The following is a 20,806-nucleotide window of genomic DNA, read 5'->3' on the forward strand; positions in this document are numbered from 1 at the left end:
CTCCCAGCTGGTGTGCGACATGCCAGTAGGTCGGAGCTCCCGCGGGAGCCAGGTCATGCTGCCGTCGTCGCATGAGTGGGCGAGGAAGGCTATGGACTCCAGATTGGCCCGGCCTTTCTCTCTGAAGCCTCACGGAGCAGTGACGGAGCAGGTGGCCGTACGCTCCCCCACTACCTCTTGGGAGTCGGACTGCGCCCGATGACCCTGGGATCAGTCTCTGACCTGCGGGAACGTCAGCGGATGCGCATGCCGGAGATGGCCCTGGCTATGACGAGGCGCTGGACTTCGGAGGTGCCTTCGAAGGTGGAGTAGATCTCCACCGCGCTCGCGGCAGCTCCTCGGGTCGTCAGTACTGACGAGCGCTTGCCAAACGTTCTACGGAGCTGACATGTACCCGGTTATCGCAGGTGACGAGTACGAGCCGGCCCTGGGTGTTGTGCTCGAAGAGCTCCGCGGCGTGCTTCGCGAGCGATCGTTTGGGGTAGCTCGTCACTGATGTCACGACGTAGCTGATCCGGCCAGTGCCGGTGATGACGGTCGCGATCGCGCGCAGCCGAAGTTGGATTCGGATCGGATCGCTCTGGACTGCATCGTCGGACCGGGCAACTGCAGAGCTCGTGGCCGGTTTGGCCAGCGTGGACGTCGGCGACGCCTCGTCGCGGGCCGACCGGTCGAACACCACCGATCCGGCCAGCAACGCTAGCAGAACGCCGACCACCACGACCACCTGACCTCGAAGCGATGAGGCCAGCCGGTCGCGGCGGGTACGTCGGTTTCTACCCATGCGGGACGTTCCCGGTCAGAGCTGGTGCAGTCCGCGGCGACGCCGTACCAGGAGCACGGCCAGGCCGATCATGATGCCGACGGCAACCAACAGGCCGGCGCCGACGATCGTCCAGGTTTGGTCGGAGTCATCCTGCGCGACCGGTCCAGCAAGACCAGCCTCCACCGCGGTTGGCACGGCCACCGGCGTCGTCGGGGACGACGTACCGGTCGTCGGCGTCTGCGACGGTGGTGCGGTCGGCGTACCCGTGGGCGTGTCGGTCGGCGTACCCGTGGGCGTGCCGGTTGGCGTTCCAGTGGGCGGCGTGACGTCGCACTGCACACGTCCCCGGATTTCGGCGACGAAGTCCCCGTCGGCGTTCTGAGCCTGGAGCAAGTAAGTACCGTTGGGCAGACCACCGAACTCGACGAGCTCAGTCCCACGCGCGGCCGGCGAGACGACGTAGGTGTCCTGCACATCGCCCGCCGTGATCCCGACCATGTAGTGCTGGAGCGTCGCATTCGGGTTGTACAGCTTGGCGGCGACGACGGCGCCTTCGTCGTGGCACGTCAACCGCGCCTTGCCGAACACCGGCGGCAGAGCCGTGGTGGTCTGGCTCTCGAGTGCTGTGCTTCCGGTAGCCGTGGCGTGCTCGGTGTTCGTCGCTGACGCCGACGTACTCCCCAAGAGGAGCAGGCCTGTCACCAGGGTTGTTGCGGTCAACAGACCGCGGACGAACGAATGACGTTTCATCGCGCGACCGCAGGCCGCGTGCAGAGATGCCGGACGCGACCTGAAGAAACCGGCCGGCGCAGAGTCGGCGGCGAGTTCGAGCGCCTGGCATGGATAGGTAGACGGACGTTGACAGAACGAATGGTGTGAAGAGATTTCACGATGCCCCCCTTGGACACTTATTTGACGCGCCAAGGGCGAACAAAGTTCTCACCACCACCTACGAGTCACCGGCCTCCAACTCAACGCAAAGGCCGGTGTCGCGGGGAAGCGGGTCCGTACGTCAGATCGGCAGCGGATCGTAGTTGGCGCCGAACGGGGCGTCCGGCCTTGCGAACTCCCCCAGCAACGCGCGCCTCAGCGGCGTGGTGCGCTCAAGGAACTCCGGGTCGTTGCTGAAACGGTCGGCCATGCGGACCCACGGTGGGCTGTAGACGTAATGCGTTGTGAAACGGTCGTAATCGCCATCGTGGCGGAAGGTTCGATGCCAGACGCCGTTGTGGAACACCAGAGCCGCCCCGGCCTCGGCGCACACCACATGCCCGATCGCGATGTCGTCGTTGGGCTCACGGACTGCATCGGGTAGACCGACCCGCGAGCGGTGGCTGCCGGGAATCAATTCCATGTTGCCCATGCCGGGCACAGTCTGATCGGTGAGCAGATACGAAACGCGGAGCTGAAGCAACGGAACCGGGTATCCCAGGTCCTTGAAGTCGAAGGCGGCCGATCCGTCCTGGTGCCAACGGCCGTTCCCCGCGTGCGCCGGCTGCATGGTGTTCCAGCCTGCTTGCAGCACGAATCGGTCGCCGAGCAGACCCTGCACTTTCGGAAGGACGTCAGGATGATCGATCAGCCGCTCGAGAACCGGCTCGCTCTCGTAGCTCCGGCCGATCTGCCCGAACGCGCGGTCGCGGTTCTGGTGCAGACGCCGCGAAACATCGTAGGCCTCGGCGGCCTCGTCCTGTGACAAGACGTTGGGAATCATGAAGTAACCCCATGACTCGAAGATGAAGCGGTCAGTCTCGGTCAGCTGACCTTTGCCGACGACGGGATCGAGCATCAGTCTGTCCTTTCTTCATGGTGTTGAGACGGCTTCCTGGATCTGGCATCACAGCGACCAGGGAGTCGGACGGATCACCAGATCGGCTGGTGGTCAGCGCAACAGCCACCATCTCCAGGCAACCCACGGATGGTGGCTGTCAGTGTTCGCTGAGGTGCTCAGTCCGCCGGCATGCGGCTCGCCGGGCCGCGCACGAGATGGATGATTGCGGTCACCATCCAATTCTGACGCCAGTCGTATACCGATAAACATCCACCTCACCCAGAACTCGTCGGCGGCTCTCCGAACGGCGCCCAGCCACAAGTCCACGACCGTGGCGGCCTCGATGTTGCTGCTGACCGGCACGAGCGGGAACTCAGGCACCTCATCCCGGACGCAGCCACGGCGCAAGAACCGAAGACGAGGCCGCTCCAGCTATGCCGCCACCGACCTCTCGGCGCAGCCACGTCCAACGGGCTTTCCACCACCGGTCTACTCGCGCCCGCCCCAACGTCGCGGATCAGCGCGCCTGCGGGCGACCGGCAACCGCAGCGGACTTCCCTTCCCCGTCGGCAAGGTCGTACGTCGTCCGGCCAGCGTGCCTATGTAGGACGTTGCAACCCGACATCGTGCTCAACGAACAGTTCCGTTGAACGCGCGACCACCATGCGACCTCCACCGTGACTCCGTCGATCACTCACAACTCGGCTCAGCCCGCACCGCAGGCAGACCGGCCGACTACATGAACAGGGTAGGATTGTCAGCCTTGATTTGCGCGGTGACATGAGGTTCAACTGCCCCGGCGAATAGTTGAGCCTTCGAGGATTCCTTATTGGCCCGCTCCGTCGCCTCGTCTGCCTTCTTGCCCGCTTGATCGGCCTGGGCTTTGAAGAAGAAGGTGGGAATGGCGCCTGTGGTCACACCGATTAGTGTCCCGAACAGGCCCCAATATTTGGAATAGTCATCAAAGGAGCTGGTCTGGTCAGCGCAAAACAGCATGATGAAAACAACCAGCCCCAAGTAGGCCAGGCCAATCAAGATCGGTCCAGTCTTCGACTCCATCGAATTTCCCCCTTGAAATCTGGCCGAACGCGTCGGCGGCGGATTCACTGGTTTCACAGTGGCCCGCGCCGGGCGGGGTGTCAATGACGCGCGTCCGAGACCCTCGTAGATATCACGCTCGGCGAGCGTGTGCTATTCGCGCTCTGGCGGCGCGGACGTGGAACTCCATGCGCGGCTCTGCCCAACGCGTCACCGTGCTGTTGCAAGGTCAACGCTGCGCCCTCGCGCGCTAACGAACGCAAAATGGCGCACTCCTGGGTTCACCTTCCCGCGATCGGGTCCGGGGGCCACATGCCATCGAGACCCGAAGACCGTTAACTGCCGGCGATCAGGCATCGATTGGATGGTCTCGATTGCCGGAATCCTGAGCCACCCCGCATATGTACGGGGTCATCGGATTCGACCGGATGCGAATCGCCTCGGCACCCCTTGCCTGCCAGGCGCCGACAGATGACTCTGACTACATGCCACCACTTCCTCCTCCGCCCTGGGCGAACTGCTTCGAAGACCCTGATCAACCGGGTCAGCCAGCCAGCATCCAACTGGAGCAGGTGACTCGAAAGTCATTCATCCTCGGGTCGTCGCTGAGGTACACCGGCGCTCGCGGAGTGGCGTACCTCCCCGACGCCGCCTGCGTGCTGCGACCCGCTGATTTAGGCGACCGGCACTCACGGACCTCGCCTCGGTGCCTACGGCATTGCGGTGGTTCGTCAGTTCTTACGACGTCCACACACCACTCTTCTCCACGACCGGCTGATCGGCCCCACGAACATGCTTGGTGTTTCCGATGCAGACGCCGATCGGTTCTTCCGCTTCATGCTCAAAGCGCTCGGGGTGATATCTGTGCTCCCCATCCACACACACCGCTGTCGAGGGCGACGAGCCAGTCGAGTACAAGCACTTCTAGGAGGCACTTACAGGCTGACGTTATGGGTCTCATCGCGTTGGAACTCGACGCCGGCCGGCCGCCTCCGGACTGGCCGCGTAGACCACCTTGGGGTTTCTGCCGATTCATCGCCTGTGTCATCGATAAATACCCGGCAGCTCCGTTTGCCAATCCAGATGCAGCAGATTAAGGGCCCAGGGCGAGCAGGAGTCGCGAACGAGCGGCGCGCGACTGTAGGTAGCAGGCTTCACGTGCCACCTCTCCTTTTGTCCCAGTTGAAACGAGGCCAATCTCTGTGTATGCCGACCCACTCCTCGGCTCTCAGCGAGGTGGGGGCGGTGGGCCCTGGGGGCCGTGTACTTCTTGGGTCCATAGCCAGTCGATGATGCGGTCGACGCCTCGGGCGAGGTGGCGGCGGTAGGTGGTGAAAGGCAGGCCGAGCACCTCCGCGGCCCGTTCCTGAGTGCCGGCGGGCCGTAGGAAAGTACGGTCTATCGCCCGGAAGGATCTGTCGTCACGGGGGTCGACCCGGAGTGACTCAGCGGCCTCCAGGACGAGGGCACGCAGCGTGTCGGCGGAGGAGTCACCGCGGTCGCGGATCAGCCTGGAGCGCAGGAGCGGATTGCCGGCGAGCCGGTCCGGCCGGTGCAGACAGCGCAGGGCGGCGCGAACCGAGTGGGCGAAGTCGGGCTGGGAGAGCAGCAGTTCCGGGTCGGCGCCGGTTGGCGGTCCGGCGGGGGCGCCGATCTCCCGGTCGGACATCAGCTCCAGCCAGGCCGCGGGGTCCAGCCGCCGGAAGTCGTGCGCGAACACGGCGTAGTGATGGGTGCCGATGTCGTACTCCGCCTCGTGGGCTCGGTGGTAGTCGATGTAGGCGAAGAAGGGCTCCCAGAAGGCTCCGTCCTCGTAACACGCGATGAAGTCCCACGACAGGCGCGGCGTAGTGAGGATGTGCTGGATGTGCCACGCGGTGATCACGTTGTTCGACGCAGACGGCCTCTGGTAGCCATCGCGGTCGATCAGGAACCTGGCCGCATGAACGCTCTCGCCTGGTCGCGGCGGGCCGTGTCTCTGCGCGTACTGCCAGATCGCCGCGGCGCCCGGGTCGGCGGCGAGATCGGACTCGCCGGCTTGATCGAGGGTGATCGCCCCGCCGTAGCCGATCGGCTCGCCGGTTCCGGCCCGGATGGGAATGAACCTCGCCGCAGGATGCTCCATCCAGTGCCTCACCAGCTCGGCCTGCTCGGCCGTCTGGTACCGCTCGGTCATCGCGAGGATGGGAGCGCGGTCCTCGTCGCGGAGCTCGTCGGGGAACGCGTGACCAAAGGTCTCCCAGTCCCAGAAGCTCCGCATCACCGGGTTGTTGCGGTGCAGGAAGATGATGTCGGCAGCCCACCGGTGCTGTTCCAGTCCCCTGGTACGGCGTGCCTGCTCCACGAGGTGCCGACGTACCCGCCGGTGCAGGTCGGCGTACGACGCGCGGTCCCGCCAGCGCAGATCCGCGTCGAGGACATCCCGCGCCACGTCGTGCGGGAAGACCCCGTACGGGTCCTCCTCGACGAACGACAGCCCGCGCAGCCAGCCGAACAGCTCATGCGTGTCGTCGCCGCCGAGCACCGTACGCAGCAGGTCCTCCGTGGTGAACCGGGCGTGCGCGCAGGCCTCCAACGCTTCGCGGTGCCGTGGGCTGGGGACCCACTCGACGAAGTGTTCGAGCAGTACCCGCACCACGTCCGGCGTCTCGTGCAGAGACAGGCCCGGCGCGAGGGCACCTCGGTGCTGCTCGACGACATCGGCCAGCAGGGACAGAGCGAGCGGATGCCCGTGCGTCATCTCCAGCACTCGTCCATGCAGGTCCTCGGGCACATCCGCGGCGTGCAGGTAGGCGCGTGCGTCGTCGGGTTGCAGGTTGCGCAGGGCAACTACTTGCAGCAGCTCGCCCCAGCCAGGATCGCTCGCCCAGTGCGGCGAAGGCGGCGTACGCCCGGCCACCACGACCAGCGCGGCCGCGGGAAGCTCCGGCAGGAACTCCTCACGCAGCCAGTTGTCCAGCGGCACCAACTGCTCGTAGGTGTCGATGAAGAGAATCGGGCGACTGTGCGCAGCGAGGCTCTCCAGCGGTGCTGCTCGTTCTGGCAGGCCGAGAGCCGCGCCGAGTGCAGCGTAGAACGCGGGCGGCGACGGCTCGACCGTCCGGGCGTCCAGCCGCACCGCCGTAGCACCCGCCTCCTCGGCGGCCTCGGCGAGAGCGCCGAGCAAAGCGGTCTTCCCGATCCCTCCCGGCCCGTGAACGAACAGCACGGTGAAGCCGGACCCGCCCGACGTCAACGCAGTCCGGAACAACTCGAGCTCACCGGTCCGCCCGACGAACCGCCGGCGCCGCGCCTGCCGAAGCCGATCCGCAACAGTGAACGCACCGAGCTGTGCCGTCTGCGTCGCTTTGCCACGGCTCGTCATGCGCCACCCCCTTCGGCACTCCGAGCATCCTCGCGCGCCGCGCCTCAGTCCAACCTGCCTCCCGCCCGGTCAGCGGTCAAGACGGATGGACAGCTCGTACGGCGTCCGGACAGTGATTGGACAGCGAATGGTCTGGCAAATGAGCAGCGGGCGGCCGCACGCTTCCGGCACTGATACAGCTCCGGAGGTGTGAGATGGCGGAATTCCTCGTGCTGGGCGCCGGCCTGAACGGCCTGGTCACCGCGATGCTCCTGGCCCACGACGGCCACAGCGTGACGATCCTGGAACGCGACCAGGCTGCCCCCGGCAACGATGCCGAGAACGTTTGGCAGAGGTGGCAACGGCCGGGAGTCAACCAGTTCCGTCAGTTGCACTTCATGCTCCCCCGCTGGCGGGCGCTGATGCAGCACGAACTTCGGGCCGTACTCGACCAGGTGATCGCCCTCGGCGGCGCCCGCGTGAACGTGTTCGACGAACTGCCACGCGACCTGACCGGCGGCCGGCGCGACGGCGACGACAGATTCGACACAGTGACGGCCCGGCGTCCGATCCTCGAGGCCGCAGCCGCTGCTGTCGCGCAAAGGACCCACGGTGTCTCGATCCGCCGCGGCGTCACGGTCACCGGATTGCTCACCGGACGCTCTTTGGTCGGGGCAGCACCACACGTGACCGGTGTGGTGATCGACGGCGGCGCCGTACTGCGTGCCGATCTCGTCGTCGACGCGACCGGGCGACGCTCACCGATCGCCGCGATGGTCGAGTCCGCCGGAGGCCGCCGCCCGCACGAGGAGCGCGAGGACTCAGGATTCGTGTACTACGCCCGCCACTTCCGTTCGCCAGACGGATCCCGCCCCGCGGCCCTGGGCACACTGCTCCAGCACTTCGACAGCCTGTCGATCCTGACCCTTCCCTGCGACAACGACACCTGGGGCGTCGGGTTCATCACCTCCGCGCGAGACAAGCAGCTGCGCGGACTGCGCGACACCTCCGCCTGGCAGGCAGCGCTGAAGCTCTACTCGACCGCCGCCCACTGGGGCGAGGGCGAACCGATCACCGACGTACAGGTGATCGCCGGCATCGAAGACCGGTACCGCCGGTTCGTCGTCGACGGCGAACCGGTCGTGACCGGGCTCGTCGCGGTCGGCGACGCGTGGGCGTGCACCAATCCCTCGCTCGGACGCGGCGCGTCGATCGGGATGCTGCACGCCTGCGCACTCCGCGACCTGCTCCGCGACGTCAGCCCGGACCAGCCGGAGAAACTGGTACGGCGCTTCGACGAGATCACCGAGAGCACGGTCACCCCGCTGTACAGGATGACGCTGGCCTTCGACCGGCACCGGCTGAACGAGATCGCTGCCGATGTCACCGGCCAGACCTACCGCACATCAGACGCCGGCTGGGCGATGACCAAAGCGCTGTACGCAGCCGCACAACACGATCCCGACGTACTGCGTGCCTACGTGTCCGTCGTGTCGATGCTCAGTACTCCGCAGGAGGCGCTGGCAGCGCCCGGCCTGGTCGGCAAGGTCCTGACACTCGGCGCCAACGCGCCCCAGTACCCGCTACCTGGCCCCAACCGCGCGGAACTCCTGTCCGCGATCGTCGCTGCGGGCTGACGCCGACGACCACCCCACGAGCAAGGAGCTCGCCATGCGCCTGGACGTCAACGGAACAGTCCTCGAGGTAGAGGACAACGGCAACGGTCAACCCGTCCTCCTGCTCCACGGCTGGCCCGACAGCCATCAGGTCTGGCGCCACCAGATCACCGCGCTCGGCGAGGCCGGCTACCGAACCATCGCACCCGACCTCCGCGGATTCGGTCACTCCGACAAACCCGACAGCGTCGCCAGCTACGGAATCATCCAGCAGGTCAGCGACCTCATCGGACTCCTCGACCTGCTCGGGGTGCCGCAGGCGAATGTCGTGGGACACGACTGGGGCGGTGCGATTGGCGCAGTGCTCGCGGCCCTGGCCCCCGAACGGGTCGCCAGCCTGACCTGCGTGTCGGTCGGCCACCCGGCGGCGTTCGCCGCCGCAGGCTGGGAACAACGCGAGAAATCGTGGTACATGCTGCTGTTCCAGTTCCCCGGCATCGCCGAACGCTGGCTCGCTGCCGACGACTTCGCCAATCTGCGCAACTGGAGCCTGCACCCAGACATCGACTCCGTGATCACACACCTCCGCGACCCCGCGGCTCTCACCGCGAGTCTCGCTGTGTACCGGGCGATCCTGCCGCCGGAATCGCTGATCCGGCCGCCGACGGAGCTCCCGCCCATTCAGGCACCGACCATGGGAATCTGGAGCACCGAAGATCTCGCTGTCACCGAACAGGCACTGACCGGCACCGCAGCTTTCGTCGACGCCCCGTGGCGGTACGAGCGGATCAACGGCATCGGCCACTGGCCACAACTCGACGCACCCAACCACGTGAACTCGTTGCTGCTCGACTTCCTGACCAGGCTCCCCACTGCCACCTCGGCGTACTCCTGATCTACGCCACCCGGCCGTTGCGCTACTTGACCGCGATGACGTCGATCGTGCGGATGTCCGGGTCGGCGGCCAGCAGATCGGGACCGAACTGACCGAGGGCGGCCGGGATCTCGCCGTTGAGGTGGGCCTGCCGGCCGTCCTCGTCGGTGAACGTGTCGAAGATCCCGAACGTCGTCGGCCCGAGCCGGAACGCGTACCAGGTGACGGTCCCCTCTTCGGCGGCCGCGAGCTCCCGCCCCTTCTCGAGGAACGCGCGCAGTTCCTCCTCCTTGCCCGGCTTGGCCTCCAACGTCGCCAGCAGTCCCCGGTCGATGCTCATGTCCGTGGTCCTCTCGTGAGTTGCCCTCCTTCGACCGTACTGCGCGTCGCCAGTGGCACGCACAGCACAGCGCCAGGAGGTCATGGCTCGATCAGGCCGGCGCGGATGGCGTAGCGGGTGAGTTCGGTGCGGTCGCGCATGCCCAGTTTCTGGAGGATGTTGGCGCGATGGCGTTCGACGGTCTTGGGGCTGATCGTCAAGACGGCGGCGATCTCCTTGGAGGAGTGGCCTTCGGCGATCAGCTTGACCACCTCGTCCTCGCGCTCGGTCAGCACCTGCCCCGGCACTCGTTCGCCGCGGCGAACTCGCTCGAGGTAGTCGCGGACCAACGTGCTCACCACGCCGGGATACAGAAAGGACTCACCGCGAGCGGCCGCGCGGCAGGCGTCGACGAGGTCACGGTCGGCGACCGACTTCAGCACGTAGCCGTCGACCGCAACGCCCTCCCCTGGCCGCTGGCGCCGGCCTTGAGCGCCGCGAAGAAGTACTGCTCGTTGTCGTACATCGACAACATCAGCATCCGCGGCGGCTCCCGCCGGCGTGACAGCTCGCGCGCCGCCTGCAGTCCCGTCATCCGCGGCATCGCCACATCGAGTACCGCGAGATGGATGGGAGTCCGGCGGAACGCCTCCACGGCCTCGGCACCGTCGCTTGCCTCGGCCACCACTTGCAGGTCCGGTTCGCTGTCGAGGATCAGTCGTACGCCGCGACGTACCAGGGTGTGGTCGTCAGCCAGCAGGATCTGGATCATCGCACCGGCTCCAACGGGACGGTGAGGCGGACCGACGTACCACCGAGCTCTCCCACCCCCACGACCAGTTGCGCGCCGATCAGCAACGCACGCTCCCGCATTCCGTTGATCCCGGTGCCTTCGGCAGCTCCTCGCAGGCCCGGTCCGTCGTCGTCCACCGCGAAGACCACCGCAGATCCCTGGCGCTGCAGAGCGAGCCGCACGGTCCGGACCTGGGCATGGCGGGCAACGTTCGTCAGCGCCTCCTGTGCTACCCGGTAGACGACCAGTTCGCGTTCCGTGCCGAGATCAGGCAGGCCGGGTGTGGATGTGCGCTCGACCTCCAGCAGGTCATGCCGAACCTGGGCCGGCACTCTCGTCGACAGTTGCCTCAGGCCCAGAAGCACGGCTGTGAGCCCCTGGCCGATCTCGTCGTGCAACTCCCGGGCGATGCGATGCCGCTCCGCCTCCTGCGCGGCCAGAGCCTTCGCGTTGCTTGTCCCGCGCTCGGTCTCGAGGCGCTCGATCATGGCATTGAACCCTCGTACCAGCTGACCGACCGCGCCACTGCCCGACTCCGGTAGCCGACGGCCCGGCCGCTGCAGGTCCACGGTCTCCATCAGCCGGCTCAAGCGGTCCAGCGGCGCAAGACTCGTCCGCAGCAGCGCCGCGTTCAGCACGACGATGCCGACCAAGCCAAGCAGAAGCACCACCGCCTCCGAGACCAGAACCGTCGCGGACACAGTGATCGGCGCCAGGGCCAAGGCCAACGTGCCGACAACGAACACCAGCCCGTTGATCAGGCAAACCCGCCAGTACAACGGCAATCCCGCTCCCGATCTCACCACGCCAGCGTCCCCCACCGCCTCGAACACTGTCCATGAACCGGGGCAGAAGTGGGTGGTAGCACTCATTCCGCGGCGGCCTGTCACCTCGGAGACTGGAGATGCGGCGGGACGCGCCCGGTGAGCCGAGGGGGTCGTCGGCAGGCGTCCTGCCGCACCAGTACTTCGGGAGTTGACATGCCGGCAGCACTCGCACTGTGGACTCCGGCGCCGACCGGGGCCGCGCCTTGGGTCGTGTTCGCGATCCTCCTGAGCGCGGCGGTCATCGCGGGCTCGGCACGACTTGTACCGACCGGACACTGGCTGGTCGTCGTCCGTTCCGGACGCGTCGTCCGGGTTGCCGCGTCCGGCCTGACCTTCCACATCGTTGGACTGGAGCGCCAGGTCCTCCTCGCGCGCGGTCCCATCCGGATGCCCCTGGTGGTGTGCGGGCGCTCCACAGAGGGCGCGGAGGTCCGGCTCCTCGCCGAGGCCACCTTCCGCATCGTCGATCCAGCGCTCGCCGCGCGAAGCTCGCTGGAGCCTCTGCAACTCGCGGCGGACGAGGCGGAGCGCACGCTCGGTGGGCTGATCCGTCGGTCCGGCCTGGCGTCGCTGGCGGTCCTGCCGACGTACGATCACGACCTGGAGCAGACCCTGATCACAGGTCGCGGCGTACGGCTGACCGCCCTGCGGATCGACCGCATCGATTTCGAACTGACGGCCTGTGTACTGCGCGCCGCCGGACATCAGGTGAAGTAGCGCAGCCATACGTACACCCAGGCCAACCCGACACTCAGCGCCGTCACCACGATGCCGTAGCGGGTGAACTGCCAGAACGTGATGTGGTGGCCCCTGCGCGATGCGATGCCGAGGGCAACCACATTCGCGCTCGCGGCGACCGCCGTACCGTTGCCGCCGAAGTCCGCACCCAGAGCGAACGCCCACCACAGCGACTGTCCGGTGCGGTGATCCGGCGCCTGCTCCACCACGCCTTCGACCACAGGCGTCATCGTGGCGACGTACGGAATGTTGTCGAAGAACGCCCCGAGTACGCCGGAACCGAACAGCAAGGCTGTCGCGGCCACCAAGTAGTTGTCGCCGATTGCCGCCACCGCCCAGTCACCGATCGCTCCGATCACGCCGGTGTTGACCAGGCCCGAAACCATGATGAACAAGCCCATGAAGAAGACAACCCCGCGTCGCGGATCGCACGCCGCTCCTGCAGCGCCATCACCGCGGCGACCTGCTCCGGGTTGTACCGGAAGCTCTTGCGGAACAGGAATCTCGTCAGTACGACGAACAATGCGAACACGATCACCACGATCGGCGTCATGTGCACCACGAAGTCGTTGAACGACAACCCCGCCCGGCTTCCGATGATGATGTTCGGCGGATCACCGATCAGCGTCGCCGCGCCGCCGATGTTCGAGGCAAGGACCTCGGCGATCAGGTAGGGCTGCGGCGGGATCCGCAGGCGTTCGCACACCACAATGGTGACCGGCGCAACCAACATGATCGTGGTCGCGTTGTCCAGGAACGGCGACGCGACCGCGGTGATGATCATCAACAGCACCATCAGCCGGTACGGCTCACCCCGCGATCGCTTCGCCGCCCAGATCCCCAGATAGTCGAAGACGCCGGTCTGCTTGATGATGCCGATCACGATCATCGTTCCGAGCAGCAGGAAGATGACGTTCCAGTCGATCCCCTCATGCTCGGAGAAGAACACCTCCGTACCCGGCGCCAGCCCGAGCAACAGCATGCCGGCGGCACCGATCAGGACGACCCGTACTTTGTTCGCCTTCTCCGTCGCGATGTAGAAGAACGCCAAGCCGAAGATCCCGAGCGCGACGAGAGGCCTCACAACTCATCCCGACGACTGGTCACCGAGCCCGGTCACCGCCAGACTCGTCAGCAACCGTTCCAACGTGATCACACCGGTCAGGACTCCGTCGCTGCCGACCACTGCGACCAGCGGGCTGCGGGCACGCGCCATCAACGCCGCAATCTCCAGCAGCGTCGCCTCCGCGGTCACCATGGCCGGCCTGGCCGGCGTTCCCGGCAAGCAGTCACCAACCGTCAGACCACCCAGCTCACGCCAGAACGCATCTGCCGACGACTCGTCGACAGTCCGCACCAGCATCGGATCGTCCTGAAACGCCGCGGGAATGCTCAACCTCAGCACCTGGGATCCAGGCAGAACCGCCAGCGGCCGCCCACCGACGTCCACGACGACCAGGCCCGGCATCCGCCCGACCGCCATCAACCGCACGGCCTTCACCACAGGATCGAACACCGTGACAGTGGGCAGACCAACGGCTATGTCCGCGGCGCGCATCGCTGCGCCTCGCCCGATCTGGCCGAACGCCTCGACACTGTTCACCCTGACCTCCCTGGCCGCCTCTTTCTCGGCGACCGCTCTGGCAAGTCAGTCTTGTCGCGACAGGACCCCCCAACCATGCGGTCCCGACCCCAACCTTGGTTGTTGCGCGCGGGCTCGGGGGTGTTCGGCCGATGCGGTTACGGTTTGTGGGCGAGGACTGCGCCGTTGGCGCCGGGGGCGTCGAAGGACACCGTGTGGACGTCCACGAACCCGGTGGCGTGCAGCCATTGCTCGTACTCCGCCGCGGTGTAGTTGCGACCAACCGTTTCCACCAACATGTTCAGGCTCATCAAGGCGGCGGCCGGTGGCCCGGTCTTCTCGTCGTTGACCAGCAACTCGCTGATCACGATCCGACCGCCGGAAGGCAAGGCCGCAAAGCACTTGCGCAAGATCGCCAGGTCCTGCTCCGGCGTCCAGTCGTGCATGATCATGGACAGCAGTACGATGTCATGGCCTGCGGGGAGTTCGGGATCGTCGAGGAAGTCGCCCGGGGTGACCGCGATGCGGTCCTCGTAGCCTGCTGCCACGAGCTTCGTCGAGGCGATCTCGCAGACCGGCGGCAGATCGAACACCGTTGCCCGCAGGTTGGGGAAGCGCCGGCACAGCTCGATGTCGTAGGCCCCGGAGCCGCCGCCGATGTCGAGCAGAGCGGTGGAGGCAGACAGGTCGACGTGTGCGCCGAGTTCGCGCGCGGTGAACGTCGACAGCGAGTGCATCGCCTCCCAGAACACGGCCAGCAACTGGGGGTCCTCACCGACGAACAAGTGCTCCTGCTCGTCGGGGTTCCAGCTCGTCGGCCGATTGGTTCGCACCGCCTCGGTCAGTCTGCCCCACGCCGGGTAGAGCCTGCGGTCGAGCATCTCCACCCAGCCGCCGAAGTCGAAAGCCTTGCCGGGAACGAGGAACTCGTCAGCCAGCGCGCTGTTGACGTAGCGCCCGTCCCGGCGCTCGAGCAACCCGATGGATGCGCACGCGGTTACCAGCAACTCAACCGGCCGTTGGGCGACGCCCAGCAGCTCGGCAAGTTCGTCGACGGTGTGACCGTCGGTGTCGGACAAACGGGCGAAGAGGTCCAACTCGTGTGCGGTCGCCAGCGCCTTGAAAGACCAGAAGCCGATGGAGAGCTGCATCAGCGGCAGAGGCGAGACCGTGGGGAGGTCGTGGTCGGCAACGCGCGGCCCGACGGCTGCGTTCGTCCCGGTCGGAGCCTGATCACGGGTGTTGCGCATGGATTCTCCTGCCACGTCGTACGAAGCTCGGACCCCTTCACCCTCGTCGGAGCCGCTCTGTCGATCAACGCGAACCTGTGCAACGCTCGTGAAGTGTGCCTTAACGAAGGAGACCGGGAATGCTGGAGCGCTACGAGCTGGAGACATTCCTGACGCTCGCCGAGGAACTTCATTTCGGTCGAACTGCCGAGCGGATGCACGTTTCCACAGCCCGGGTCAGCCAGACGATCAAGGGACTGGAACGGCGCGTCGGCGCGCCGCTGTTCAACCGCACCAGTCGCCGCGTGGAGCTGACCCCCATCGGGCAGAGGCTGTCCGAGGACCTGCGGCCCGCGCGGGAGATGATCGTGGCCGGGTTCGAACGGGCAGTTCAGTCGGCCCGCGGCATCACAGGCACCCTGCGCGTCGGCTTCGTCGGTGCGGCCGGAGGTCAACTGCTCCTTGAGGCCGCCGAGCTGCTGCATGCTCTCGAGCCCGGCTGCGAGGTCCTGGTTCGCGAGGTGCAGCTCGACGACGCCGTACCGAGGCTGCTTGACGGCGAGGTGGAGGTGCTGCTGACCTGCTTCCTCAGCGAGCGGGACGATCTCGTCACGGGACCCGCGCTCGTGACCGAGGCACGGATGCTCGCAGTGCCGTCCGGACACCCCTTTGCCGATCGGCGGTCCGTCTCGGTCGAGGACCTCGCCGGAGTCACCGTACTGCGGACGCCCGATGATCTGCCCAGCTCCCATCCGCCGGGCCGGACCCCGGCCGAACCGCCGATGGAGACCGGTCCGGCGGCCGGGTCGTTCCAGGAGATCCTGACCCTCGTTGGCGCCGGCCGGGGAGTCTTCCCGATCGGCGCCCACGCCAGGCGCTACTACATGCGCCCCGATGTCGCCTACGTCCCCTTCCCAGACGCACCGCCGGTGCACTGGCGCCTGATGTGGCGTACGGACGGTGCCACCGCCCGAGTCCACGCCTTCGCCGCGGCCGCACACGACCTGGTGAGCCCCGCTGCATGAGCACGGTCGATGAGTTTGTTCGGGGTCGTCAGTCGGCGTGTTGTTGGTCGGCGGCTGCGGCGTAGGCGGCGTCGAGGCGCTCGAGGGGGCCTGGACCGTCGTGCGGTTTCGGCGGGGCGCCGAGGTGGCGGGTGCGGAGTTCGTCCATGAGCTCCTCGATGAACGCCGGACCCTCGTCGCGCATGAGTTGCTGCCGGCTGCGGAGCTCGGCGGTGCCGGGGCGCCAGTCGAGGCCCCAGTTGCCGAGGGCGTAGATGATCGGGAGCGTCTGGATGCCGGCTTCCGTGAGGCTGTACTGGGCTCGCTGTCCCCGCGCGGCCGTGCCGCGCCTGAGGACCCCTGCTTCGACGAGGCGCACGAGGCGGTCGGCGAGGATGTTCGAGGCGATGCCCTCGATCGATCCGGTGAGCAGCGCCCGGAAGTAGCGGCGGTCGCCGAAGATGACGTCGCGCAGTACGAGCAACGACCAGCGATCTCCGAGCACCTCGACGGCGGCGTTGATCGGACACCCGGACCGTGGTTCCACGACTCCTCCTTGACAGCTGTTTGCATCCCAATATAGTGATTGCAGAACGCAAGCACTATTCGGAAGGGGGGATCATGGGCCGCTTCGTGTATTCGATGAACGTGTCCCTCGACCTGCGGATCGAGCAAGTCCCTGGGGACGACGGCGCGGGCGACTGGCTGCGCATCGACGAGGAACTGCACCGCGCGTTCAACGCGCACGCTCAGGCCCTCGCGCTGATGGTCCACGGCCGGGTCATCTACGAGACGATGGAGGAGTACTGGCCACGGGGACGCGAGGACGCGTCGCTGCCGGACTTCATGCGTGAGTTCGCCGAGATCTGGACCGCCAAGCCCAAGGTGCTCGTCTCCCGCACCCGCGACAGCGCCGATCACAACACCCGGATCATCGGCGGAGACGACGCGATCGAGCAGCTTGCCGTGCTCCGGGCCGAGACCGACGGCATCATCGGGGTCGGCGGCGCGGCGCTCGCGACGCAGCTGCTCCGGGCAGGGCTGCTTGATGAGCTGCTGCTCGCCACCCATCCCACGATCCTCGGCTTCGGCCGGCCGCTGTTCGACGACTACGACCTGCCGATCGACCTCGAGCTGCTCGAGCAGCGATCGTTCAAGCAGGGCGTCACGATGCACCGCTACGCGATCCGCGACGTGAAGGAGGCCGGCCCATGCTGACGCAGGTTGCGGACGGTGTGCAGGTCCACCAGAGCGAGTTGATCCAGAACAACGCCGTCGTCGTGCACGGCACGGCCGGTGTGCTGCTCATCGACCCCGGAATAACAGGCGACGAAATGGCCTGTCTCGCGGACGACCTCCGCGCAGACGGCCGGCCCGTTGTGGCAGGCTTCGCGACGCATCCTGATTGGGATCACGTGCTCTGGTACGCCGAGTTCGGCGACGCGCCCAGGTACGGTACGGCCCGCTGCGCGGCGGCTCTGCAAGATCTGCTGTCGAACGCGGATTGGAAGGCCCGCGTCGCCGAGGGGCTGCCGCCGGAAATCGCCGACGACATACCGCTGGACCTGTTCGGCCTCATCACCGGTCTGCCCACCGGAACGACCCACCTTCCTTGGGATGGCCCGAAGGTCACGGTGATCGAGCATCAGGGACATGCCCCGGGCCATGCGGCACTGCTGATCGAGGAACGCGGAGTGCTCGTCGCCGGCGACATGCTTTCCGATGTCCTGGTTCCGATGCTCGACCTGTACGGCGCCGCCGCCGACCCGGTCGAGGACTACCTCGCCGGGCTGCGGCTGTTCGCGGGCGTCGCCGACGACGTCACTGTCGTCGTCCCGGGCCATGGGGCCGTCGGCGGAGCGGATGAGCTGCGCGCACGGATCGACCAGGATCAGGCCTACGTGCAGGCCTTGCGTGACGGCCAGGACCCCAGCGACCCGCGAGTCGGCTCATCGGCCAAGCCGGGCTGGGAATGGGTGGGCGACGTACACGCAGGGCAGCTCCAACAACTCGCCGAAAGAAGCGGGCGCGACGGCTAGCGCCGGTCAGCTCACGGGAGGTGAATCGGCTGGATCGCGGAGCGGATCAATCGTTGAGCCAGCAGCGCGACCAATGCCCGTTGACGGTGGCGGTCGTGGGCGGCGGCTGCGCCTCTCTCCTCGACTGTCTCCGCTGGTCCACCGGCCCCGGCGGCCTCTCGCTCGAAACCGCCGTCACCATGGCCACCACCACCCACGCCGACCTCCTCGGTCTGCGCGACCGTGGCCGCCTGGAGGTCGGCAGCGGCGCCGACCTCCTCCAATTGACCCGCACCCCCACCGGCGGCATCGGCGACCTCGCCGCGATCGTCGTCAACGGCAAGCTGATTGCCTGCAAGGGTGTCGCGCACGGCCAGTACTGATGGGAGTCCGATGAGAGAGGACGCGGTGCATGTCCTGGAGCAGAACTGGACCGGGCAGTCGACGGTTCCGTCGCGCTCGCTCTATCCGCACCAGTGGAGCTGGGATTCGGCGTTCATCGCGATTGGGCTGCGGCACGTGTCCGTCGGCCGCGCCCGGACCGAGCTGGAGTCGCTGCTGCGGGCCCAATGGCCCGACGGCCGGATCCCGCACATCGCGTTCGCGCCGAGTGTCCCCCGCGACGCCTACTTCCCGGGCCCGGATTTCTGGCAGGCGCGACTGGCCAACGGCACCGAGACCTCGGGCATCGTCCAGCCGCCGATCCACGCCCTGGCCGCCTGGCTCACGCACCAGTCCGACCCTGCGGATTCGGGATTTCTGCAGCGGGTCTACCCGGGTCTGGTGGCGTGGCACGACTACCTGCGCGACCGCCGTACCCTCGGCCCCGGCGGACTCGTCGCGATCGTCCACCCGTGGGAGTCCGGGATGGACAACAGCCCTGCCTGGGACTCGCCGCTCGCGCGGGTCACGCCCGCGCCCGCGGGGTCGTTCACCCGGCGCGACACCGACCACGCCGCCGATGCCGACCGCCCCACCGACCTGGACTACGGGCGCTACGTCCAGCTCGCCGCGACGTACCGCGACCACGGGTACGACGACCGGGAGACACCCCACGCCTTCGCTGTCGAAGACCCCTGCTTCAACGCGCTGCTGATCTGCTCCGAACATGCATTGGCCGACATCGCCGCGACGCTCGGCCACGACCCGGCACCCCATCGCCAGTACGCCGCCGAGCTCACCGACGCTCTGGTCGAGCGGCTGTTCACGGCGGGAATGTTCCGGCCCCACGACCTGGTCTCGGGCGATCTCGTCGCGTCTGACACTGTGGCCGGCCTGATCCCACTCATGGTCCCCGGACTGCCGGTCGCCGACATCCTCCTCGCGACCGCGCGCGGCCCCCGCTTCCGGCTCGGCGAGGTGCGGCTCGTACCAAGCTACGACCTGACCGCCGACGACTTCGACGCCGGCCGCTACTGGCGAGGACCCAGCTGGTTCAACACGGCCTGGCTGATCCACCGCGGTCTGGTCCAACTGGGACAGACCGAGTCCGCCGAGGCGCTCCGAACCGACCTGGTTGCCCTCGCCGACGCGACGACCTTCGCCGAGTACGTCGACCCCTTCACAGGTGAACCGCACGGCGCCCGCTCCTTCAGCTGGACCGCCGCCCTGGCCCTCGACCTCGCCACGGACCCACTCACCTGACCGCCTAGGGCGCGCCTCCGCAACCATGAAACCCTGCGCCGCCTCGCACTTCTCGCCGAGAAGCACCACTGACACTGTGTCTAGTGGTTCAGGACCTGACGGCGTCGGTAGATCAGGACTGCACCGAGCGCGATGCCGGCACCGCCGAGGGCGGAGGCACCGACCTGGACAGCTTCGGAGGTGGTGTCGTCGACCGAAACCTCGACGGTCTTCGGTGGCGGAGGGTCGTGGAAAGTGACCGTGCCATTTTCGGCGGGGTGATTTGCGGCCGCCGTGGACGCACCGAGTGCGATGGCGCTCACAGCGAGCGCTGCGACTGAGATTGCTGTGCGTGCGTAGTTCATGACCATCCTCCTGATGAAGGTGCCCGGTTCGGATCCCGGACTCGTTTCGACGCTAGGTATGGCGGCCGTCGGCCTGGAATACGCGCTGTCGCGTATGGCACGCAGCACGGCGGCGGCGTAGCGTCGCAGGTGGGAGGGCGTCATGGCGGACGGCATCAGCGGGCGGGACCTGGATGCGATGCGCGACCTGCTCGCCTTGAAGGTGGACGATCCCGGCCCCGGGTTGCCGTGGGAGTTGATGGAGTGCATGCGCGACCTGTTCCACAGCGACTCCATGAAGCTGTGCCGTGACCGGCCCGCTCAGGAAGAGTTCGTACTCGAGCAGGTCCTCGGCGAGTCCCGGTTCGTAGAGATCGGCAACGACCCTCCGGACCCGCACTACTGGGAGCTCGACAAGACGTCGGACGCTTGCAACTACGCGCAGCGCACTGGCGACATCATCAACGTGACCAAGTTGAGCGACTTCGTCTCCGACCGCCAGTGGCGGGCGAGCCCGATGGGCATCGACTACGGCTTCGGGCGCATGCGGGCGCTGATGGTCTACCTACCCGACGTACCCGGACACTCCACCCGGCTGTATCTGTGGCGCGGCCCGGGCCGCGACTACGACGAGCGGGACCGGCTGGTGCTCACGCTGCTGCGGCCGCACCTGATCGCGGCGTACCGAAGCGCTGAGCGCCGCCGCCGAGCACCCGCGGCACTGACCCCGCGCCAGCTCGAGCTCCTCCAATACGTTGCCGAGGGCTACACGAACACGCAGATCGCCCGGCGGATGCAGCTGTCAGAGGGAACCGTACGCACGCATCTGAACCACATCTACGAGCGACTCGGCGTTACCAGCCGGACCGCAGCCGTGACAACCATGAGCACCGCCGGGCTGGAGTAGCCGCTCGGTACGCC

The 20,806-nt window shown here is 67.1% G+C and carries 24 protein-coding genes; 9 read left to right on the forward strand and 15 right to left on the reverse strand.

From position 1 onward, the window contains the following. Positions 1-346 precede the first annotated feature (346 nt). The 5 genes from OG817_RS26180 to OG817_RS26200 all read right to left on the reverse strand — a co-directional run bounded on the left by OG817_RS26180 (position 347) and on the right by OG817_RS26200 (position 6,939). Entirely contained in the window at positions 347-784 is a 438-nt protein-coding gene (locus tag OG817_RS26180) for a hypothetical protein (protein WP_406047270.1), read from the reverse strand. Positions 785-799: 15 nt separating this feature from the next. Continuing rightward, positions 800-1,516, reverse strand: coding sequence for a hypothetical protein (locus OG817_RS26185; protein ID WP_406047271.1), 717 nt, complete (start codon positions 1,514-1,516; stop codon positions 800-802). 262 nt (positions 1,517-1,778) lie between these two features. Beyond that, positions 1,779-2,555: a phytanoyl-CoA dioxygenase family protein gene (locus OG817_RS26190; RefSeq protein WP_406047272.1), complete on the reverse strand. Its 777-nt coding sequence runs from the start codon at positions 2,553-2,555 to the stop codon at positions 1,779-1,781. A gap of 717 nt (positions 2,556-3,272) precedes the next feature. Then, a complete protein-coding gene (locus OG817_RS26195; RefSeq protein WP_406047273.1) occupies positions 3,273-3,596 on the reverse strand; it encodes a hypothetical protein in 324 nt (107 codons plus the stop codon). A 1,207-nt stretch (positions 3,597-4,803) separates the two neighbouring features. Continuing rightward, positions 4,804-6,939, reverse strand: a complete 2,136-nt coding sequence (locus tag OG817_RS26200; protein WP_406047274.1) for an AAA family ATPase — start codon at positions 6,937-6,939, stop codon at positions 4,804-4,806. Positions 6,940-7,133: 194 nt separating this feature from the next. Between OG817_RS26200 and OG817_RS26205 the strand changes: the two genes are divergently transcribed. Together OG817_RS26205 and OG817_RS26210 are read left to right on the forward strand one after the other, a co-directional pair. Next, complete coding sequence (locus OG817_RS26205; RefSeq protein ID WP_406047275.1) at positions 7,134-8,555, forward strand: NAD(P)/FAD-dependent oxidoreductase; 1,422 nt, start codon at positions 7,134-7,136, stop codon at positions 8,553-8,555. Positions 8,556-8,589: 34 nt separating this feature from the next. Then, positions 8,590-9,429: an alpha/beta fold hydrolase gene (locus tag OG817_RS26210; RefSeq protein ID WP_406047276.1), complete on the forward strand. Its 840-nt coding sequence runs from the start codon at positions 8,590-8,592 to the stop codon at positions 9,427-9,429. Between the two features lie 22 nt (positions 9,430-9,451). Here the strand turns inward: OG817_RS26210 and OG817_RS26215 are convergent, their stop codons facing one another. The 4 genes from OG817_RS26215 to OG817_RS26230 form a co-directional block, all read right to left on the reverse strand. Then, positions 9,452-9,748: a putative quinol monooxygenase gene (locus tag OG817_RS26215; protein WP_406047277.1), complete on the reverse strand. Its 297-nt coding sequence runs from the start codon at positions 9,746-9,748 to the stop codon at positions 9,452-9,454. Between the two features lie 80 nt (positions 9,749-9,828). Further along, the gene (locus tag OG817_RS26220; RefSeq protein ID WP_406047278.1) at positions 9,829-10,170 is read right to left on the reverse strand and encodes a response regulator transcription factor; all 342 of its coding nucleotides are present in this window, start codon (positions 10,168-10,170) and stop codon (positions 9,829-9,831) included. Next, a complete protein-coding gene (locus tag OG817_RS26225; protein WP_406047279.1) occupies positions 10,164-10,499 on the reverse strand; it encodes a response regulator transcription factor in 336 nt (111 codons plus the stop codon). Before OG817_RS26225 ends, OG817_RS26220 begins: the two co-directional genes overlap by 7 nt. Further along, positions 10,496-11,323: a histidine kinase gene (locus OG817_RS26230; RefSeq protein WP_406047280.1), complete on the reverse strand. Its 828-nt coding sequence runs from the start codon at positions 11,321-11,323 to the stop codon at positions 10,496-10,498. The genes OG817_RS26225 and OG817_RS26230 overlap by 4 nt, the downstream gene beginning before the upstream one ends. Before the next feature lie 177 nt (positions 11,324-11,500). Between OG817_RS26230 and OG817_RS26235 the strand changes: the two genes are divergently transcribed. Further along, positions 11,501-12,064, forward strand: coding sequence for a hypothetical protein (locus tag OG817_RS26235; RefSeq protein ID WP_406047281.1), 564 nt, complete (start codon positions 11,501-11,503; stop codon positions 12,062-12,064). Here the strand turns inward: OG817_RS26235 and OG817_RS26240 are convergent. The 4 genes from OG817_RS26240 to OG817_RS26255 form a co-directional block, all read right to left on the reverse strand. Beyond that, positions 12,052-12,486: an SLC13 family permease gene (locus OG817_RS26240; RefSeq protein ID WP_406047282.1), complete on the reverse strand. Its 435-nt coding sequence runs from the start codon at positions 12,484-12,486 to the stop codon at positions 12,052-12,054. The two genes, OG817_RS26235 and OG817_RS26240, sit on opposite strands and share 13 nt — an antisense overlap. Next, the gene (locus OG817_RS26245; RefSeq protein WP_406047283.1) at positions 12,441-13,169 is read right to left on the reverse strand and encodes a sodium:proton antiporter; all 729 of its coding nucleotides are present in this window, start codon (positions 13,167-13,169) and stop codon (positions 12,441-12,443) included. Before OG817_RS26245 ends, OG817_RS26240 begins: the two co-directional genes overlap by 46 nt. A gap of 3 nt (positions 13,170-13,172) precedes the next feature. Next, positions 13,173-13,688, reverse strand: coding sequence for a CBS domain-containing protein (locus tag OG817_RS26250; protein WP_360441309.1), 516 nt, complete (start codon positions 13,686-13,688; stop codon positions 13,173-13,175). Positions 13,689-13,825: 137 nt separating this feature from the next. Then, entirely contained in the window at positions 13,826-14,917 is a 1,092-nt protein-coding gene (locus OG817_RS26255) for a methyltransferase (RefSeq protein ID WP_406047284.1), read from the reverse strand. 119 nt (positions 14,918-15,036) lie between these two features. Between OG817_RS26255 and OG817_RS26260 the strand changes: the two genes are divergently transcribed. After that, positions 15,037-15,921: a LysR family transcriptional regulator gene (locus OG817_RS26260; RefSeq protein ID WP_406047285.1), complete on the forward strand. Its 885-nt coding sequence runs from the start codon at positions 15,037-15,039 to the stop codon at positions 15,919-15,921. Positions 15,922-15,949: 28 nt separating this feature from the next. Here the strand turns inward: OG817_RS26260 and OG817_RS26265 are convergent, their stop codons facing one another. Continuing rightward, the gene (locus tag OG817_RS26265; protein ID WP_406047286.1) at positions 15,950-16,447 is read right to left on the reverse strand and encodes a winged helix-turn-helix transcriptional regulator; all 498 of its coding nucleotides are present in this window, start codon (positions 16,445-16,447) and stop codon (positions 15,950-15,952) included. Between the two features lie 74 nt (positions 16,448-16,521). Here OG817_RS26265 and OG817_RS26270 point away from each other — a divergent pair, with 74 nt between their 5' ends. The 4 genes from OG817_RS26270 to OG817_RS26285 are packed head-to-tail and all read left to right on the forward strand — an operon-like array spanning position 16,522 to position 19,562. Further along, complete coding sequence (locus OG817_RS26270) at positions 16,522-17,118, forward strand: dihydrofolate reductase family protein (protein WP_406047287.1); 597 nt, start codon at positions 16,522-16,524, stop codon at positions 17,116-17,118. Beyond that, the gene (locus OG817_RS26275) at positions 17,112-17,939 is read left to right on the forward strand and encodes an MBL fold metallo-hydrolase (protein WP_406047288.1); all 828 of its coding nucleotides are present in this window, start codon (positions 17,112-17,114) and stop codon (positions 17,937-17,939) included. The genes OG817_RS26270 and OG817_RS26275 overlap by 7 nt, the downstream gene beginning before the upstream one ends. 53 nt (positions 17,940-17,992) lie before the next feature. After that, positions 17,993-18,301, forward strand: a complete 309-nt coding sequence (locus OG817_RS26280) for an amidohydrolase family protein (protein ID WP_406047289.1) — start codon at positions 17,993-17,995, stop codon at positions 18,299-18,301. 10 nt (positions 18,302-18,311) lie between these two features. Next, positions 18,312-19,562, forward strand: coding sequence for an MGH1-like glycoside hydrolase domain-containing protein (locus OG817_RS26285; RefSeq protein ID WP_406047290.1), 1,251 nt, complete (start codon positions 18,312-18,314; stop codon positions 19,560-19,562). Positions 19,563-19,642: 80 nt separating this feature from the next. On the opposite strand, the gene OG817_RS26290 is transcribed toward OG817_RS26285, so the two are convergent. Continuing rightward, entirely contained in the window at positions 19,643-19,906 is a 264-nt protein-coding gene (locus OG817_RS26290) for a hypothetical protein (RefSeq protein WP_406047291.1), read from the reverse strand. A 142-nt stretch (positions 19,907-20,048) separates the two neighbouring features. Here OG817_RS26290 and OG817_RS26295 point away from each other — a divergent pair, with 142 nt between their 5' ends. Beyond that, entirely contained in the window at positions 20,049-20,792 is a 744-nt protein-coding gene (locus OG817_RS26295; RefSeq protein WP_406047292.1) for a response regulator transcription factor, read from the forward strand. Positions 20,793-20,806 lie beyond the last annotated feature (14 nt).

The organism is Kribbella sp. NBC_00889 (assembly GCF_045207705.1).
In the GTDB taxonomy this organism is placed as follows: Bacteria; Actinomycetota; Actinomycetes; order Propionibacteriales; family Kribbellaceae; genus Kribbella.

What these genes read in the sequence shown, in the direction of transcription:
- OG817_RS26180 (WP_406047270.1), bottom strand. Translation starts at nt 784, where the DNA reads ATGGGTAGAAACCGACGTACCCGCCGCGACCGGCTGGCCTCATCGCTT.
- OG817_RS26185 (WP_406047271.1), bottom strand. Translation starts at nt 1,516, where the DNA reads ATGAAACGTCATTCGTTCGTCCGCGGTCTGTTGACCGCAACAACCCTG.
- OG817_RS26190 (WP_406047272.1), bottom strand. Translation starts at nt 2,555, where the DNA reads ATGCTCGATCCCGTCGTCGGCAAAGGTCAGCTGACCGAGACTGACCGC.
- OG817_RS26195 (WP_406047273.1), bottom strand. Translation starts at nt 3,596, where the DNA reads ATGGAGTCGAAGACTGGACCGATCTTGATTGGCCTGGCCTACTTGGGG.
- OG817_RS26200 (WP_406047274.1), bottom strand. Translation starts at nt 6,939, where the DNA reads ATGACGAGCCGTGGCAAAGCGACGCAGACGGCACAGCTCGGTGCGTTC.
- OG817_RS26205 (WP_406047275.1), top strand. Translation starts at nt 7,134, where the DNA reads ATGGCGGAATTCCTCGTGCTGGGCGCCGGCCTGAACGGCCTGGTCACC.
- OG817_RS26210 (WP_406047276.1), top strand. Translation starts at nt 8,590, where the DNA reads ATGCGCCTGGACGTCAACGGAACAGTCCTCGAGGTAGAGGACAACGGC.
- OG817_RS26215 (WP_406047277.1), bottom strand. Translation starts at nt 9,748, where the DNA reads ATGAGCATCGACCGGGGACTGCTGGCGACGTTGGAGGCCAAGCCGGGC.
- OG817_RS26225 (WP_406047279.1), bottom strand. Translation starts at nt 10,499, where the DNA reads ATGATCCAGATCCTGCTGGCTGACGACCACACCCTGGTACGTCGCGGC.
- OG817_RS26235 (WP_406047281.1), top strand. Translation starts at nt 11,501, where the DNA reads ATGCCGGCAGCACTCGCACTGTGGACTCCGGCGCCGACCGGGGCCGCG.
- OG817_RS26240 (WP_406047282.1), bottom strand. Translation starts at nt 12,486, where the DNA reads ATGGGCTTGTTCATCATGGTTTCGGGCCTGGTCAACACCGGCGTGATC.
- OG817_RS26255 (WP_406047284.1), bottom strand. Translation starts at nt 14,917, where the DNA reads ATGCGCAACACCCGTGATCAGGCTCCGACCGGGACGAACGCAGCCGTC.
- OG817_RS26260 (WP_406047285.1), top strand. Translation starts at nt 15,037, where the DNA reads ATGCTGGAGCGCTACGAGCTGGAGACATTCCTGACGCTCGCCGAGGAA.
- OG817_RS26270 (WP_406047287.1), top strand. Translation starts at nt 16,522, where the DNA reads ATGGGCCGCTTCGTGTATTCGATGAACGTGTCCCTCGACCTGCGGATC.
- OG817_RS26275 (WP_406047288.1), top strand. Translation starts at nt 17,112, where the DNA reads ATGCTGACGCAGGTTGCGGACGGTGTGCAGGTCCACCAGAGCGAGTTG.
- OG817_RS26285 (WP_406047290.1), top strand. Translation starts at nt 18,312, where the DNA reads ATGAGAGAGGACGCGGTGCATGTCCTGGAGCAGAACTGGACCGGGCAG.
- OG817_RS26290 (WP_406047291.1), bottom strand. Translation starts at nt 19,906, where the DNA reads ATGAACTACGCACGCACAGCAATCTCAGTCGCAGCGCTCGCTGTGAGC.
- OG817_RS26295 (WP_406047292.1), top strand. Translation starts at nt 20,049, where the DNA reads ATGGCGGACGGCATCAGCGGGCGGGACCTGGATGCGATGCGCGACCTG.